Origin of the sequence: Rathayibacter sp. AY1F3 (genome assembly GCF_002931975.1) — a bacterium.
Classification (GTDB): domain Bacteria; phylum Actinomycetota; class Actinomycetes; order Actinomycetales; family Microbacteriaceae; genus Rathayibacter.
The window spans coordinates 43,493-57,602 of record NZ_PSVF01000017.1 but is presented as its reverse complement, the minus strand read 5'-3'; the positions used below and the strand labels follow the sequence as shown (position 1 = coordinate 57,602).

Sequence of the window (14,110 nt, the reverse complement as noted above, 5' to 3'; positions counted from 1 at the left end):
GAAGCCCGCCCCTTGCGTCCTGTGCCTGTGCGGCCGAGGAGGTCGGCCCTACTGGGCGGCCGCCACGATGTTGACGACCTTGCGGCCGCCCTTGCTGCCGAACTCGACAGCGCCCGCCGAGAGGGCGAACAGGGTGTCGTCGCCACCGCGTCCGACGTTCGCGCCGGGGTGGAAGTGCGTGCCGCGCTGGCGGACGATGATCTCGCCCGCGTTCACGACCTGGCCGCCGAAGCGCTTGACGCCGAGACGCTGCGCGTTCGAGTCGCGACCGTTGCGAGTGGAGCTCGCGCCCTTCTTGTGTGCCATTTCTCATCTCCTCGAGACCGGGGGGCCGCAGCCCCGTGCTGTTGCCCTGCAGGGCGATGGCTCGCTCCGCAGGTCAGCTCAATTCCTTTGCAGGACTACTTGATGCCAGTGACCTTGACGCGCGTGAGGTCCTGACGGTGCCCCTGGCGCTTCTTGTAACCGGTCTTGTTCTTGAACTTCTGGATGATGATCTTCGGACCACGGAGGTCCTCGAGCACCTCGGCGGTGACGGTGACGCCCGCGAGGGTCGCCGCGTCCGAGGTGATCGACTCACCGTCGACGAGCAGCACGGCAGGAAGCTGCACGGTGCCGTTCTCGTCGGCCTTGACGCGGTCCATCGTCACGATGGTGCCGACCTCGACCTTCTCCTGCCGACCGCCGGCGCGCACAACTGCGTAAACCACTTCTCGTACCTGTTTCTCGTCTGGACGGAGCGGAGGCCTCGTCCGGGGCTTGTAGGGACGGGGCTGAGCCCCGGTCTTCCGGTTCGTACCCGTCTCCTCACGACACGAGGGAACCGGCACCGCGGCCCGCGCCCCGTGAGGGGCGGAGCGACAACGGAAATCTGCGTGAGCACATGGATCGCGCCACACCAACGGTCAAGAGTACGGGATCCGCGCTCCACGGTCAAACGCACACGACTGCGAAGCCGTGTCCACCCGACCGGCGACCCCGTCACGATAGTCGAGGAGGAGGCGCGTGGACGGACGGCGCGCCGCCTACGATCGGGGAATGGCCATCCTCGTCGACGCCGCGCGCTGGCCGGCGCACGGCCGGCTGTGGGCGCACCTCGTGAGCGACGTCTCGCTCGAGGAGCTCCACGACTTCGCGCGCCGTCTCGGCGTGCCCGAGCGCGGCTTCGACCTGGACCACTACGACGTGCCCGAGGAGCGGATCGACGAGCTCGTCGCCGCGGGCGCGGTCCCCGTCGGCGCGCGGGAGCTGGTCGAGCGGCTGAGGCGGAGCGGGCTCCGCGTCCGCGGGCGCGACCGGGACGCCGAGAGGGCCCGGCGCCGGCTCTCGCCGGGCACCGGGCCCTCCTGACACCGGGTCGCGCTACTGGTCGGCGCGGCGCGGGGTCTGCTCGGGGATGACCGCGACTCCGGTGAGCGCGGCCGTCGTGACGCGCCGGCTCTTCGCACGGCCCTGGCCGGGCTGCTTCGGGGCCGGCAGAGCGTCGAGCACGGAGTCGAGCAGGTGCTCGGCGACCTCGCTGCGGACGCGGCGCGGAGGCGTGACCGGCGCGATCGGGATGTCGAGGATCGGCGCGGCAGCGGCCGGCTCGATCTCCTTCTCGACCGGGGTCTCGACGGGAGCCGGCTCGACGGCCGCCGTCTCGGCGGCCTCCTGGCGCGGCTCGCGGTCGCGGCTGCGACGACGGCGCTCGCCCCGAGCGGGACGCTCGCCGCGACGGCTCGGCTCGGACGGCTGCTCCTCGGGTGCCGTGGCGGACTCCTCCGGCGCCATGGCCTCGACGGTCTCGGCGGCGTCCTCGACCAGCGCGGCCGCCTCCTCCGCCGCCTGGCGCACGGCCTGGGGGTGGATGGTGCTGGCGGCGATCTGCGCGAGCGCGTTCTTCGCGTCGTCCGTGATGGCGTGGGTGCTGACCGGCTTGGTCGCCGGCGCGCCCTGCCCGTTCTGCCCGCCGTTCGAGCGCCCGGAGGCGGCGGGCTGCTGCTCGCCGCCCTTGCCCCGGCGGCGCTGCTCCTGCTGCGGAGCGGCGGTCGACCGGTGCTTGAGCACGGGGTCGTGGTGGACGATGACGCCGCGTCCGGCGCAGATCTCGCAGTTCTCACTGAAGGTCTCGAGCAGGCCCAGGCCCAGCTTCTTGCGGGTCATCTGCACGAGGCCGAGCGAGGTGACCTCGGCGACCTGGTGCTTCGTCCGGTCGCGGCTCAGGCACTCGACCAGGCGGCGGAGCACGAGGTCGCGGTTGGACTCGAGCACCATGTCGATGAAGTCGACGACGATGATGCCGCCGATGTCGCGCAGGCGCAGCTGGCGGACGATCTCCTCGGCCGCCTCCAGGTTGTTCTTCGTGACCGTCTCCTCGAGGTTCCCGCCCGAGCCGACGAACTTGCCGGTGTTGACGTCGACCACCGTCATCGCCTCGGTGCGGTCGATCACGAGCGAGCCGCCGCTGGGCAGCCACACCTTGCGCTCCAGCGCCTTCTCGATCTGCTCCGTGATGCGGAACTCGTCGAACGCGTCCTTCTCACCCGTGTAGACCTCGACGCGCTCGAGCAGATCGGGTGCGACCTGGCTGAGGTAGAGCTCGATGGTCTCGCGGGCGTCGTCGCCGGCGATGACCATCTTCTCGAAGTCCTCGTTGAAGACGTCGCGGACGATCTTGATCAGCAGGTCCGGCTCGCTGTGCAGGAGAGCGGGAGCCTGACCGGTCGCGGCCTTCGCGCTGAGAGCCGTCCACTGCGCGGTCAGGCGCTCGACGTCGACGGTCAGCTGCTCCTCCGTGGCGCCCTCGGCCGCGGTCCGGACGATGACGCCCACGTTCTCGGGCAGCACCTCCTTGAGGATCTTCTTCAGGCGGGCGCGCTCGGTGTCCGGGAGCTTGCGCGAGATGCCGTTCATCGAGCCGTTGGGCACGTAGACGAGGTAGCGGCCGGGGAGCGAGATCTGGCTCGTGAGACGGGCGCCCTTGTGGCCGACGGGGTCCTTCGTGACCTGGACGAGGACCCGGTCGCCGGGCTTGAGCGCGAGCTCGATCCGGCGGGGGCCGCCGGCGTTGTTCGCGGCGTCCCAGTCGACCTCGCCGGAGTAGAGCACGGCGTTGCGCCCGCGTCCGATGTCGACGAAGGCGGCCTCCATGCTCGGGAGGACGTTCTGCACGCGGCCGAGGTAGACGTTGCCGATGAGCGACGCCTCCTGCGAGCGGGCGACGTAGTGCTCGGCGAGGACGCCGTCCTCGAGCACGCCGATGCGGATGCTGTCCTCCTTCGAGCGGACGACCATGACGCGGTCGACGGCCTCCCGGCGGGCGAGGAACTCGGACTCGGTGACGACCGTGCGGCGCCGGCCGGCGTCGCGGCCGTCGCGGCGGCGCTGCTTCTTGGCCTCGAGGCGGGTCGAGCCCTTGATGCGCTGCGGCTCGGTGATGAGCTCGGGCTCGCGGGCCTCGCGCTGCTCGCGCGGCTGGCGGACCCGGACGACGGTGTTCTCGGGGTCGTCGGAGCCGGACCTCTCGCTCTCGCCGCTGCGGCGGCGCGAGCGGCGGCGGACGGAGCCCTGCTCCTCGGCCGGGCTCTCGCGCTCCTCCTGGACGCCCAGCGGCGCGCCGCGGGGAGGCAGCGGAGCCAGCTCGACGTAGTCGGGCAGGACCGGCGCCTGGAACAGCAGCGACGGGCTCGGCAGTGCGGGCCGTCGCGGCTCCTCCTGCTCGGCGCCCGGGGTCTGCGGGAGGGCGTTGAAGAACACCGCGCCCGTCGACGTCGACGGCTCGGCCGCCTCCGCGGCGCTCCCGGTCTCGGGCAGCTCGGTGCCCTCGGCTCCGGTCTGGTCGGTCTCGTTGCTGTCGATGATCGTCTCCCCTGTCGCTGGCGCGCTCGACTCGGTCCGCCGGCTCGCCCGGCGGCCACCGAAGAGGCGGCTGATCTTCCTGGCCCCGCTGCGGGGCTCGTCGCGGTCCGGATCGGATCCGCTCGTACTGTTGTCTTCCACCATTCCTGGTGCACTCCTCGGCCGGGTCGTCCGCCGCGTCGTCTTCCCGGATGCTTCTCTCGTGCGAGGGGCCTCGGCCCGCCGCGAATCCTTCCGCTCCCCCGGTCCCGTCGCGCTCGTGGCGCGGGACTCCGGTTGCAGCTGCACTCTCGGAACTGACTATCCGACACGCGCTCCCCCGCGGTGCGACCTGCGGTCGACTCCCGGCGGAGCGGAGATCCGGCACGTCCATTCGCGGAACGCTGTCGATCTCCTGTGGCCCGGTACTCGCCCGGTAAACCTTCTTCGCGTCGATGCGGGGTCCCCCGGACCGACGGCTCCGATTATCGCACGCATTCCCAGAGGCGCCGATCCGGCGCGTGCCATAATCCCCCGGTGTCCAGCGATCCCGGGGTGCGCGACGCCCCCACCCAGCAGCGCCCCGTCCTCTTCGCCGTCCTGCTGATCGTCCTCGGCGTGATCGGCTGGACCGCCGCCTTCGCTCTCACGAACGACAAGTTCGCCGCTCTCGAGAACCCCGATGCGGGCCTCGGCTGCGATTTCAGCCTGCTCGTGCAGTGCAGTGCGAACCTGAACTCGGCGCAGGGCGCGGTCTTCGGCTTCCCGAACCCCCTCATCGGCCTGGCGGCATGGATCGCGCCGATCGTGGTGGGGCTGGGCCTGCTCGCGGGCGCCCGGTTCGACCGGTGGTTCTGGGCGGCCTTCAACGTCGGCTTCCTGCTGGCCCTGGTGTTCGTGGGCTGGCTCATCGCGACGAGCGTCTTCGCGCTCGGAACGCTCTGCCCCTGGTGCATGCTCACCTGGGCCGTCGTCATCCCGGGCTTCTGGCTGGTGACGCTCCGCAACCTCCGTGAGGGCGTGTTCCCCGTCCCCGCCGGGGTGCGCCGCTTCGCGGGTGCCGCCTACGGCTGGGTCCCGTTCATCACGCTGCTCTGCTACCTGCTGATCGCGGTGATCGCGCAGGTGAGGCTGAACGTGCTCGCCTACCTCTGACGGACGTCGTCAGAGGCAGGCGGCCGAGCGGCTCAGGCGAACCAGAGGCCGAGCTCGCGCGCGGCCGACTCCTCGGAGTCGGACCCGTGCACGAGGTTCTGCTGGACCTTGAGGCCCCAGTCGCGGCCGAGGTCGCCGCGGATGGTGCCGGGAGCGGCCGTGGTCGGGTCGGTGGTGCCGGCGAGGGCGCGGAAGCCCTCGATCACGCGGTCGCCCGCGATGCGCAGGGCGACGATCGGGCCGCTCTCCATGAACTCGACGAGCGGCTCGTAGAAGGGCTTGCCCTCGTGCTCGGCGTAGTGGGCGGCGAGCAGCTCGCGGTCGGCCTCGACGAGCTTCACGTCGACGAGGGAGTAGCCCTTCGCCTCGATGCGGCGGAGGATCTCGCCGGTGAGGTTGCGGGCGACGCCGTCGGGCTTGACGAGGACGAGGGTCTCCTGGGTGGCCATGGTTCAGCGGTCTCCTTCGGTGGGGTCGGTGGGCTCCGCCGCCCGGCGCGTCTGAGCGTCGAGGCGGGTGCCGGTCACCATGCAGTACGTCCACAGCGCCACGAAGGCGGCGCCGATCACGTACATGATCGGGACCAGCAGGCCCGAGGCCACGATAACGAACTGGAGCACCCAGCCGATGCGGAAGCCGACCGGCCGGTTCAGCAGGCCCAGAGTGGCGACGAGCGCGAGGCAGACCACCGCTCCCCCGACCAGCACGACCACGGGGTCGGCCGCCTTCAGCCCGAAGGCGACCAGGGTGGCGAGGAAGACGATGACCGCCTCGAAGCCGAGCACGATCGAGCCGAGGCTCTCCCGGACGGTCCGCGAGCGCCGCGGGCGTCCGGCCCTCACGCGCCCATCCAGTTCTCGTCGCGGGCCGCAGTGATCGTGCGGCCGACGAGGGTGATCGAGCCCGTGATCAGCAGAGCGCCCTTGTCGGTGCGCGCCGCGAGGACGCGGCCGGCCGTCAGAGCACCCAGCGGGTCGTCGGCGACGCGGACCGCCTCCTCCGGGAACACGGTGCGGGCGAGCGCGGCGAGCTCCTCGGCGGGCATCGCCCGATCGCTCGGCGCCGTGGTCACGATCAGCTCGTCCACCACGGGGCGGAGCTCCCGGAGGATCCCCTCGGCGTCCTTCTCGGCCAGCACGCCGAGGACGGCCGTCACGCGGTCGAAGTCGAAGTAGCGCCCGAGAGCGGCGGCGAGGGACGCGGCACCGTGCGGGTTGTGCGCCGCGTCGACGACGGTTCGCGGAGCGAGTCCGACGAGCTGCAGGCGGCCCGGGGAGGTCGCGGCGGCGAAGCCCTCGTCGAGGACGTCGCCGGTGAGCTCCTGCGTCCCGCCTCCCAGGAACGTCTCGACCGCGGCGACGGCCACGGCGGCGTTCTCGGCCTGGTGGTCGCCGAAGAACGGCAGCAGCAGCTGCTCGTACGTGGTGACGAGTCCCCGGACGGTGACGACCTGGCCGCCGACGGCGACGGTCGTCGACTCGACGTCGAACTCCGCCCCCTCGACGACGATCGTCGACTCGGTGGCCTCGGCCGCGTGCCGCAGCACCGCCTCCGCCTCCGGGACCTGCCTCGCGGAGACCACCGAGGCGAGCGGCTTGACGATGCCCGACTTGGTGCGCGCGATCTCCTCGATCGTCGAGCCGAGGCGGTCGGTGTGGTCGAGGGCGATCGGCGTGAAGACGGCGACCTGCGCGTCGGCGACGTTCGTCGAGTCCCACTCGCCGCCCATCCCCACCTCGACGACGGCCACATCGACCGGCGCGTCGGCGAAGGCCGCGTAGGCCAGGACGGTGATCGCCTCGAAGAAGGACAGCGGCGCCTCGCCCTGCTCGGCCAGCTCGGCGTCGGTCATCCGCAGGTACGGCTCGACGTCCTGCCAGTTGTCGGCGAGGCTCCGGTCCGAGATCGGCTCTCCGTCGATGACGATGCGCTCGTTGAAGCGCTCGAGGTGCGGACTGGTGAACAGGCCCACCCGCAGCCCGTGGGCGCGCAGCAGGCTCTCGATCATCCGGCTGGTCGAGGTCTTGCCGTTGGTTCCGGCGATCTGGATCACCGGGTAGGCGCGCTGCGGGTCGCCGAGGATCTCGACGGCGCGCCGGGTCGGAGCGAGGCGCGGGCGGACGCTCGCCTCGCCCAGGCGCTCCAGCAGCGCGGCGTAGACGGCGTCGGCGGCCGCGCGGTCGGCGTCGTCCGGCTCGAACGGATCAGACATCGGCGGCCTCGACCTTCTCGACGCGGATGATGGCGGTGCCCGCGGGGCCGAAGGCGATCGCGCCCTCGCCGCCCTCGAGAGCCGTGGTGAGCGGAGTGAACGCGCATCCGGTCGCGAGGGTCTCCTCCGCGATCCAGAGCGCGTGCGGCTCGAGCGCCTGCAGGCTCGGCTCGTCGAGCACGACCTCCAGGACGATCCGGTCGCTGACCTCGAACCCGGCCGCCTTGCGGGCGTCCTGCACGGCGCGGATGAGGTCGCGGGCGAGCCCCTCCGCTTCGAGCTCGGGGGTGGTCGCCGTGTCGAGGAGCACGAAGCCCCCGCGCGGGAGCAGGGCGATGGCGCGGTCGTCGCCGGCCGAGCCGCCGACCTCGAGCGTGAGCTCGTACTCGCCCTCGACCAGCTCGACGCCGCCGGCGGTGACGACGCCGTCCGTCTCGCTCCAGTCGCCGGCCTTGGCGGCCCTGATCACGGTCTGCACGCCCTTGCCGAGCCGGGGCCCGGCGGCGCGCGCGTTGACCGCGAGACGGGAGGTGACGCCGTAGTCGGCGGCGCTGGAGTCGACCAGCGGCACCAGCGACACCTCCTTCACGTTCAGCTCGTCGCGGAGGATCGCCTCGAACGGCGCGAGCTCGGCGGCGTCGCCGACCACGACGGTCAGGCGCGCGAGCGGCAGGCGGACGCGGAGCCCGGCCTGCTTGCGGAGGGAGAGCGCGGTGGACGAGATGCCGCGGACCGCGTCCATCGCGTGCACGAGCGCCGGGTCGGCGGGGAACTCGTCCGCCTCCGGCCAGTCGGTGAGGTGGACGCTGCGGCCGCCGGTCAGGCCCTGCCAGATCTGCTCCGTGACGAGAGGCAGGAGCGGGGCGGCGACGCGGCACACGGTCTCGAGGACCGTGTAGAGCGTGTCGAACGCCTCCGATCCGCGGCCGTCCTCGTCGACGCCCTGCCAGAAGCGGTCGCGGGAGCGGCGCACGTACCAGTTCGTGAGCACGTCGCTGAAGTCGCGGAGCGCGGCGGCCGCGAGCGTGGAGTCCAGCGCCTCGAGCCGGCCGGTCACGGTCTCGACCAGATCGCGGGTCTTGGCCAGCAGGTAGCGGTCGAGGACGTCCTCGGAGCCGGTGCGCCTGGTCGCCTCGTAGCCGCCGCCCGCCGAGGCGTTGGCGTAGAGGGAGAAGAAGTACCAGGTGCTCCACAGCGGCAGCAGCACCTGGCGGACGCCCTCGCGGATGCCCTCCTCCGTCACGACGAGGTTGCCGCCCCGGAGGACCGGGCTCGACATCAGGAACCAGCGCATGGCGTCGGAGCCGTCGCGGTCGAAGACCTCGGCCACGTCCGGGTAGTTGCGCAGCGACTTGGACATCTTCTGCCCGTCGTTGCCCAGCACGATGCCGTGGCTGACCACGTTGCGGAACGCCGGGCGGTCGAAGAGCGCGGTGGAGAGCACGTGCAGCGTGTAGAACCAGCCGCGCGTCTGCCCGATGTACTCGACGATGAAGTCCGCCGGGTTGTGGGTGTCGAACCAGTCCGCGTTCTCGAACGGGTAGTGCACCTGGGCGAAGGGCATCGATCCGGAGTCGAACCAGACGTCGAGGACGTCGCTGATCCGGCGCATCGTCGAGCGCCCGGTCGGGTCGTCGGGGTTCGGGCGGGTCAGCTCGTCGATGAACGGCCGGTGCAGGTCGTCCGGGCGCACGCCGAAGTCGCGCTCCAGCTCGTCCAGCGAGCCGTAGACGTCGATCCGCGGGTACTCCGGGTCGTCGCTCTTCCACACCGGGATCGGCGAGCCGAAGTAGCGGTTGCGGCTGATGGACCAGTCGCGCGCGCCCGAGAGCCACTTGCCGAACTGGCCGTCCTTGACGTTCTCGGGGACCCAGGTGATCTCCTGGTTGAGCTCCTCCATGCGGTCGCGGATCGCGGTGACGCGGACGAACCAGCTCGAGACCGCCTTGTAGATCAGCGGATTGCGGCAGCGCCAGCAGTGCGGGTACGAGTGCTCGTAGCTCGCCTGGCGGAGCAGCCGGTGGCCCGCGCGCAGGAGCTGCGTGAGGGGCTTGTTCGCGTCGAAGACCTGGAGGCCGGCGACCTCGCTGATCTGCGGCAGGAAGCGGCCGCCGTCGTCGACCGAGATGATGACGGGGATGCCCGCCGCCTCGCAGACCTTCTGGTCGTCCTCGCCGTAGGCGGGCGCCTGGTGCACGATGCCGGTGCCCTCGCTGGTGGTCACGTAGTCGGCGACGAGGATGCGCCACGCGTTCTGCGTGCCCCAGGCCTCGGTGTCCGCGTAGTGGTCCCAGAGGCGGTCGTAGCTGATCCCCTCGAGCTCGGAGCCGCGGTGGGTGCGCGAGACGGCGGCCAGGGCCGACTCCGCGTCCGGATAGCCGAGGTCCTTCGCGTAGGCGCCGACCTGGTCGATGGCGAGCAGGTACTCGGCCGAGAGCTCGCGCTCCTCGGGCTCGCCCCTGCCGTCGGCCGCGCCGTTCGGGCCGGCGGGGACGACCGCGTACTCGATGTCGGGCCCGACGGCGAGCGCGAGGTTCGTCGGCAGCGTCCACGGCGTCGTCGTCCACGCGAGAGCGCGGACCGCCGTCAGCTGGAGCGCCTCCGCCGTCTCGCCGACCAGCGGGAAGGTGACGGTGACCGTCTGGTCCTGGCGCATCTTGTAGACGTCGTCGTCCATCCGCAGCTCGTGGTTCGAGAGCGGCGTCTGGTCGCGCCAGCAGTACGGCAGCACGCGGTGGCCCTCGTAGGCGAGGCCCTTGTCGTAGAGCTGCTTGAACGCCCAGATCACCGACTCCATGAAGGTGGGGTCGAGCGTCTTGTAGTCGTCGTCGAAGTCGACCCAGCGCGCCTGGCGGGTGACGTAGTCCTGCCACTCCCCGGTGTAGCGCAGCACCGACTCCTTCGCGGCGGCGTTGAAGGCCGCGACGCCCATCTCCTCGATCTGGGACTTGTCGGTGATGCCGAGCTGCCGCTCCGCCTCGAGCTCGGCGGGCAGGCCGTGGGTGTCCCAGCCGAAGCGGCGGTGCACCTGGCGTCCGCGCATCGTCTCGAAGCGGGGGAAGACGTCCTTGGCGTAGCCGGTGAGGAGGTGCCCGTAGTGCGGCAGGCCGTTGGCGAACGGCGGGCCGTCGTAGAAGACCCACTCCGGCGATCCCTCGCGCTGCCGGATCGACTCCTGGAAGGTGTCGTCCGCCTTCCAGTACGCGAGCACGCGCTCCTCGATCTCGGGGAAGCGCGGCGACGGGGACACGCCCCGGCCGAACGCGGAGCCCTCGGCGGGCTCGGCTCCGTGCGGGGTGGGCGGGGTCAGGGGGTAGGTCACGTGCGGTCTCCTGGCAGTGCTGCTGGTCTGCACGAGGACGGCCCGCCCGGATCTCAGACCCCGGGCCGGGTCGCGGTACCACCTCGCTTGGACCGGTCGGCCGGTCGCTCCCGGAGGAGTGCCCGCTGACGCGTTCCCACTCGATCGGCTGTCACGGGCCGCACCCGTCCGGGTCTACTGGGCGCAGGCCGGAGCCGGCGCCGTTCTTCCGGAGACTCACCGGTGATGGCCGGGTCGAAGTCGTCCGGCGCTATCCTAGCGCGTCGGGGGAAGCGGAGCAGGAGCGGTTCATGGTGCGAGGAGTGCAGCGCGGACGGCCCCGCGCGTCGTCGCGCTCCATGCTCGAGGACGCCGCTCTGGACCTCTTCGTCGAGCAGAGCTACGCGGGCACGACGATCGAGCAGATCGCCCAGCGCGCGGGCGTCTCGCGCAACACCTTCTTCAACTACTTCGAGTCCAAGAGCGACGTCTTCTGGGTGCTGGTCGACGACCGGCTGGCAGAGCTCCCGGAGGCGCTGGCCGAGACGGCGGCAGAGGCGCCGGTGATGGACGCGCTCGGCGACGCGCTGCTCGCGATCGGCTCCGGCTTCGGACCCGCGACGGTGCCATGGGTGCTCACCCAGTCCGAGATGATCGGCAGCGTCCACGAGCTGCAGGCGTCGGCCCTCGGCCGCCTCGCCCGGCAGGCGGCCGTCATCGCCCGCTTCGTGGAGGAGCGGAGCGCGCGCCCGCTGCCCTCGCACCTCTCGCGCGCCATCGCCTACGCGAGCGTCGGAGCCGCGGTGGCGGCCGTGCAGGCGTGGGCCGCGGCGGGCCCCACCCGCGGCGAGCTCGTGCCCTATCTCGACGAGGCGCTCGCGCCCGTCCGCGCCGGCTTCACCCCCGTCGTCGACTGACCCGGCTCCCGCCGCTCCGGTAGAATCGTCGCGGCCGGCGGGCGACTCGCCCCGGAGCCCCCATCCAGGCACCATCACCACCGACACGGTGCCGCCCATAGCGAACCGGAGCATCATGACCCTCGCCGACCGCCTCCCCGCGAAGCCCGCCCTCGAGGGCCTGGAGGGCACGTGGGGCCTCCGCTGGCAGACCGACGGGACCTACCGGTTCGACCGCACCGGCCTCACCCGCGCCGACGTCTACTCGATCGACACCCCGCCACCCACCGCGTCCGGGTCGCTGCACATCGGGCACGTCTTCTCCTACACGCACACCGACGTCGTCGCGCGGTTCCAGCGGATGCGCGGCAAGAGCGTCTTCTACCCGATGGGCTGGGACGACAACGGCCTGCCCACCGAGCGCCGCGTGCAGAACTACTACGGTGTGCGCTGCGACCCGACGCTCCCCTACGAGCCCGGCTTCACGCCCCCGTTCGAGGGCGGCGACAACAAGAGCAGCAAGGCCGCCGACCAGAAGCCGATCTCGCGCCGCAACTTCGTCGAGCTGTGCGAGCGCCTCACCGTCGAGGACGAGAAGCAGTTCGAGGACGTCTGGCGGGCCCTCGGCCTGTCCGTCGACTGGTCGCAGAGCTACCGGACCATCGGCGACGAGTCGCAGGCCGCCTCGCAGCGCGCCTTCCTCCGCAACCTCGCCCGCGGCGAGGCCTACCAGGCGCAGGCCCCGACGCTCTGGGACATCACCTTCCGGACCGCCGTCGCCCAGGCGGAGCTCGAGGACAAGGACCAGCCCGGCGCCTACCACCGCCTCGGCTTCCACCGCGACGGCGGCGAGGACGTCTTCATCGAGACGACCCGTCCCGAGCTGCTGCCGGCCTGCGTCGCCCTCGTCGCGCACCCCGACGACGAGCGCTACCAGGCGCTGTTCGGCACCACCGTCCGCACGCCGCTCTTCGACGTCGAGGTCCCGGTGCTCGCGCACCACCTCGCGCAGAAGGATAAGGGCTCGGGCATCGCGATGATCTGCACCTTCGGCGACATCACGGACGTGGTCTGGTGGCGCGAGCTCGACCTGCCCAACCGCGCGATCATCGGCTTCGACGGCCGCCTGATCTCGGAGGCTCCCGCCGCGATCACGAGCGATGCGGGCCGCGCCGCCTACGAGCAGCTCGCCGGCAAGACCGTCTTCTCCGCGAAGCAGGCCGTCGTGGCGCTGCTGAAGGAGTCCGGCGAGATGGTCGGCGACCCGCGCCCCATCACGCACCAGGTCAAGTTCTTCGAGAAGGGCGACAAGCCGCTCGAGATCGTGTCGACCCGCCAGTGGTACATCGGCAACGGCGCTCGCGACGCGGTGCTCAAGGAGCGCCTGCTGGAGCTCGGCCGCGACGTGCGCTTCGTGCCGGAGTTCATGCGCGTCCGCTACGAGAACTGGGTGAACGGCCTCTCCGGCGACTGGCTGATCTCGCGCCAGCGCTTCTTCGGCGTGCCGATCCCGGTGTGGTACCCGCTCGACGGCGACGGCAACCCCGTCTTCGACTCCCCGATAGTGCCGGACGAGGCGGCGCTGCCGGTGGATCCCTCCAGCGACCCGGCCCCCGGCTACTCGGAGGACCAGCGCGGAGCGGCGGGCGGCTTCCAGGGCGAGCTCGACGTGATGGACACCTGGGCGACCTCCTCGCTGACCCCGCAGCTCGCGGGCGGCTGGGAGCGCGACGACGAGCTCTGGCAGCTGGTCGCTCCCTACGACCTGCGCCCGCAGGGCCAGGACATCATCCGCACCTGGCTCTTCTCGACCCTCCTGCGCTCGCAGCTCGAGGACGGCCGCGCCCCGTGGAGCACGGCGACCGTCTCCGGCTTCATCGTCGACCCCGACCGAAAGAAGATGTCGAAGTCGAAGGGCAACGTGGTCACTCCCGCCGCGATGCTCGAGCAGCACGGCTCGGACGCGGTCCGCTACTGGGCCGCCTCCTCGCGCCTGGGCACCGACGCGGCCTTCGACCCGCAGAACCCGACGCAGATCAAGATCGGCCGCCGACTGGCGATCAAGATCCTCAACGCGGCGAAGTTCATCCACGGCTTCCCTCTCGCCGAGGGCGCCGAGGTCACCGACCCTCTCGACCTCAGCATGCTGGCCACCCTCGACACCGTGGTCGCCGACGCGACGACGGCGCTCGAGAACTACGACCACGCCCGCGCCCTCGAGACGACGGAGGCGTTCTTCTGGACGTTCTGCGACGACTACCTGGAGCTGGTGAAGGAGCGCGCGTACAGCGAGGACGGCGCGTCCGCCGCGGCCGCCCTGCACCGGGCGCTCGACGTCCTCCAGCGCCTGTTCGCGCCGTTCCTGCCGTTCGCGACGGAGGAGACCTGGTCGTGGTCGCACGACGACTCGGTGCACCTGCGACCCTGGCCGACCGTCGAGGGACTGGGCGGCGACCCCGCCGTCCTGGCCGCGGCGAGCTCGGTCCTCACGGCCATCCGGCGCGCGAAGACCGATGCGAAGGCCTCGCAGAAGACGCCGGCCCGCTCCGCCCTGGTGACGGCGCCCGCCGAGCTCGTCGCGTCCCTCCGGCTCGCCGCGGGAGACCTCGCGGCCGTCGGCAGGATCGCGGCGCTCGACTTCGCCGAGGGCGACGCCCTCGCGGTCGGCATCGAGCTCGAGACCGAGGCGTAGCGCCGCTCCCGGGAGGCGGGAACCGTCCCGCCTCC

11 protein-coding genes are annotated in these 14,110 nt (G+C 71.7%); 4 read left to right on the top strand and 7 right to left on the bottom strand.

Annotated features, from left to right (window positions below):
* Positions 1-48: 48 nt before the first annotated feature.
* Both rpmA and rplU read right to left on the bottom strand, forming a co-directional pair.
* Positions 49-306 (bottom strand): 50S ribosomal protein L27, encoded by a 258-nt coding sequence (rpmA, locus tag C5C39_RS11465; RefSeq protein WP_068209107.1) that lies wholly within the window; start codon positions 304-306, stop codon positions 49-51.
* Positions 307-401: 95 nt separating this feature from the next.
* On the bottom strand, positions 402-710 hold the full coding sequence (gene rplU, locus C5C39_RS11460; protein WP_104223682.1) for a 50S ribosomal protein L21: 309 nt from the start codon (positions 708-710) through the stop codon (positions 402-404).
* A 328-nt stretch (positions 711-1,038) separates the two neighbouring features.
* Between rplU and C5C39_RS11455 the strand changes: the two genes are divergently transcribed.
* A complete protein-coding gene (locus C5C39_RS11455; RefSeq protein WP_104226718.1) occupies positions 1,039-1,350 on the top strand; it encodes a DUF4031 domain-containing protein in 312 nt (103 codons plus the stop codon).
* Positions 1,351-1,362: 12 nt separating this feature from the next.
* Here the strand turns inward: C5C39_RS11455 and C5C39_RS11450 are convergent, their stop codons facing one another.
* Positions 1,363-3,984, bottom strand: a complete 2,622-nt coding sequence (locus tag C5C39_RS11450) for an Rne/Rng family ribonuclease (protein WP_104353416.1) — start codon at positions 3,982-3,984, stop codon at positions 1,363-1,365.
* Positions 3,985-4,356: 372 nt separating this feature from the next.
* Here C5C39_RS11450 and C5C39_RS11445 point away from each other — a divergent pair, with 372 nt between their 5' ends.
* A complete protein-coding gene (locus tag C5C39_RS11445; RefSeq protein ID WP_244230638.1) occupies positions 4,357-4,974 on the top strand; it encodes a vitamin K epoxide reductase family protein in 618 nt (205 codons plus the stop codon).
* A 32-nt stretch (positions 4,975-5,006) separates the two neighbouring features.
* Here the strand turns inward: C5C39_RS11445 and ndk are convergent, their stop codons facing one another.
* From ndk to ileS, 4 genes are read right to left on the bottom strand one after another with little or no spacing between them, the layout of a single operon-like run.
* On the bottom strand, positions 5,007-5,423 hold the full coding sequence (ndk, locus tag C5C39_RS11440) for a nucleoside-diphosphate kinase (protein ID WP_104223686.1): 417 nt from the start codon (positions 5,421-5,423) through the stop codon (positions 5,007-5,009).
* 3 nt (positions 5,424-5,426) lie between these two features.
* Positions 5,427-5,816 carry a DUF4233 domain-containing protein gene (locus C5C39_RS11435; RefSeq protein WP_104262805.1) on the bottom strand — a complete coding sequence of 130 codons (390 nt, stop codon included), beginning with the start codon at positions 5,814-5,816 and terminating at the stop codon, positions 5,427-5,429.
* Complete coding sequence (locus C5C39_RS11430) at positions 5,813-7,186, bottom strand: folylpolyglutamate synthase/dihydrofolate synthase family protein (protein WP_104353415.1); 1,374 nt, start codon at positions 7,184-7,186, stop codon at positions 5,813-5,815. Before C5C39_RS11430 ends, C5C39_RS11435 begins: the two co-directional genes overlap by 4 nt.
* Complete coding sequence (ileS, locus tag C5C39_RS11425; RefSeq protein ID WP_374953691.1) at positions 7,179-10,508, bottom strand: isoleucine--tRNA ligase; 3,330 nt, start codon at positions 10,506-10,508, stop codon at positions 7,179-7,181. Before ileS ends, C5C39_RS11430 begins: the two co-directional genes overlap by 8 nt.
* Before the next feature lie 290 nt (positions 10,509-10,798).
* Between ileS and C5C39_RS11420 the strand changes: the two genes are divergently transcribed.
* The gene (locus C5C39_RS11420) at positions 10,799-11,404 is read left to right on the top strand and encodes a TetR/AcrR family transcriptional regulator (RefSeq protein WP_104223688.1); all 606 of its coding nucleotides are present in this window, start codon (positions 10,799-10,801) and stop codon (positions 11,402-11,404) included.
* Between the two features lie 115 nt (positions 11,405-11,519).
* On the top strand, positions 11,520-14,075 hold the full coding sequence (gene valS / locus C5C39_RS11415) for a valine--tRNA ligase (protein ID WP_104353414.1): 2,556 nt from the start codon (positions 11,520-11,522) through the stop codon (positions 14,073-14,075).
* Positions 14,076-14,110 lie beyond the last annotated feature (35 nt).

Excerpts from the sequence above, each read along its gene's own strand:
- rpmA (WP_068209107.1), bottom strand. The coding sequence starts at position 306 with ATGGCACACAAGAAGGGCGCGAGCTCCACTCGCAACGGTCGCGACTCG.
- C5C39_RS11455 (WP_104226718.1), top strand. The coding sequence starts at position 1,039 with ATGGCCATCCTCGTCGACGCCGCGCGCTGGCCGGCGCACGGCCGGCTG.
- C5C39_RS11450 (WP_104353416.1), bottom strand. The coding sequence starts at position 3,984 with ATGGTGGAAGACAACAGTACGAGCGGATCCGATCCGGACCGCGACGAG.
- ndk (WP_104223686.1), bottom strand. The coding sequence starts at position 5,423 with ATGGCCACCCAGGAGACCCTCGTCCTCGTCAAGCCCGACGGCGTCGCC.
- C5C39_RS11430 (WP_104353415.1), bottom strand. The coding sequence starts at position 7,186 with ATGTCTGATCCGTTCGAGCCGGACGACGCCGACCGCGCGGCCGCCGAC.
- C5C39_RS11420 (WP_104223688.1), top strand. The coding sequence starts at position 10,799 with ATGGTGCGAGGAGTGCAGCGCGGACGGCCCCGCGCGTCGTCGCGCTCC.
- valS (WP_104353414.1), top strand. The coding sequence starts at position 11,520 with ATGACCCTCGCCGACCGCCTCCCCGCGAAGCCCGCCCTCGAGGGCCTG.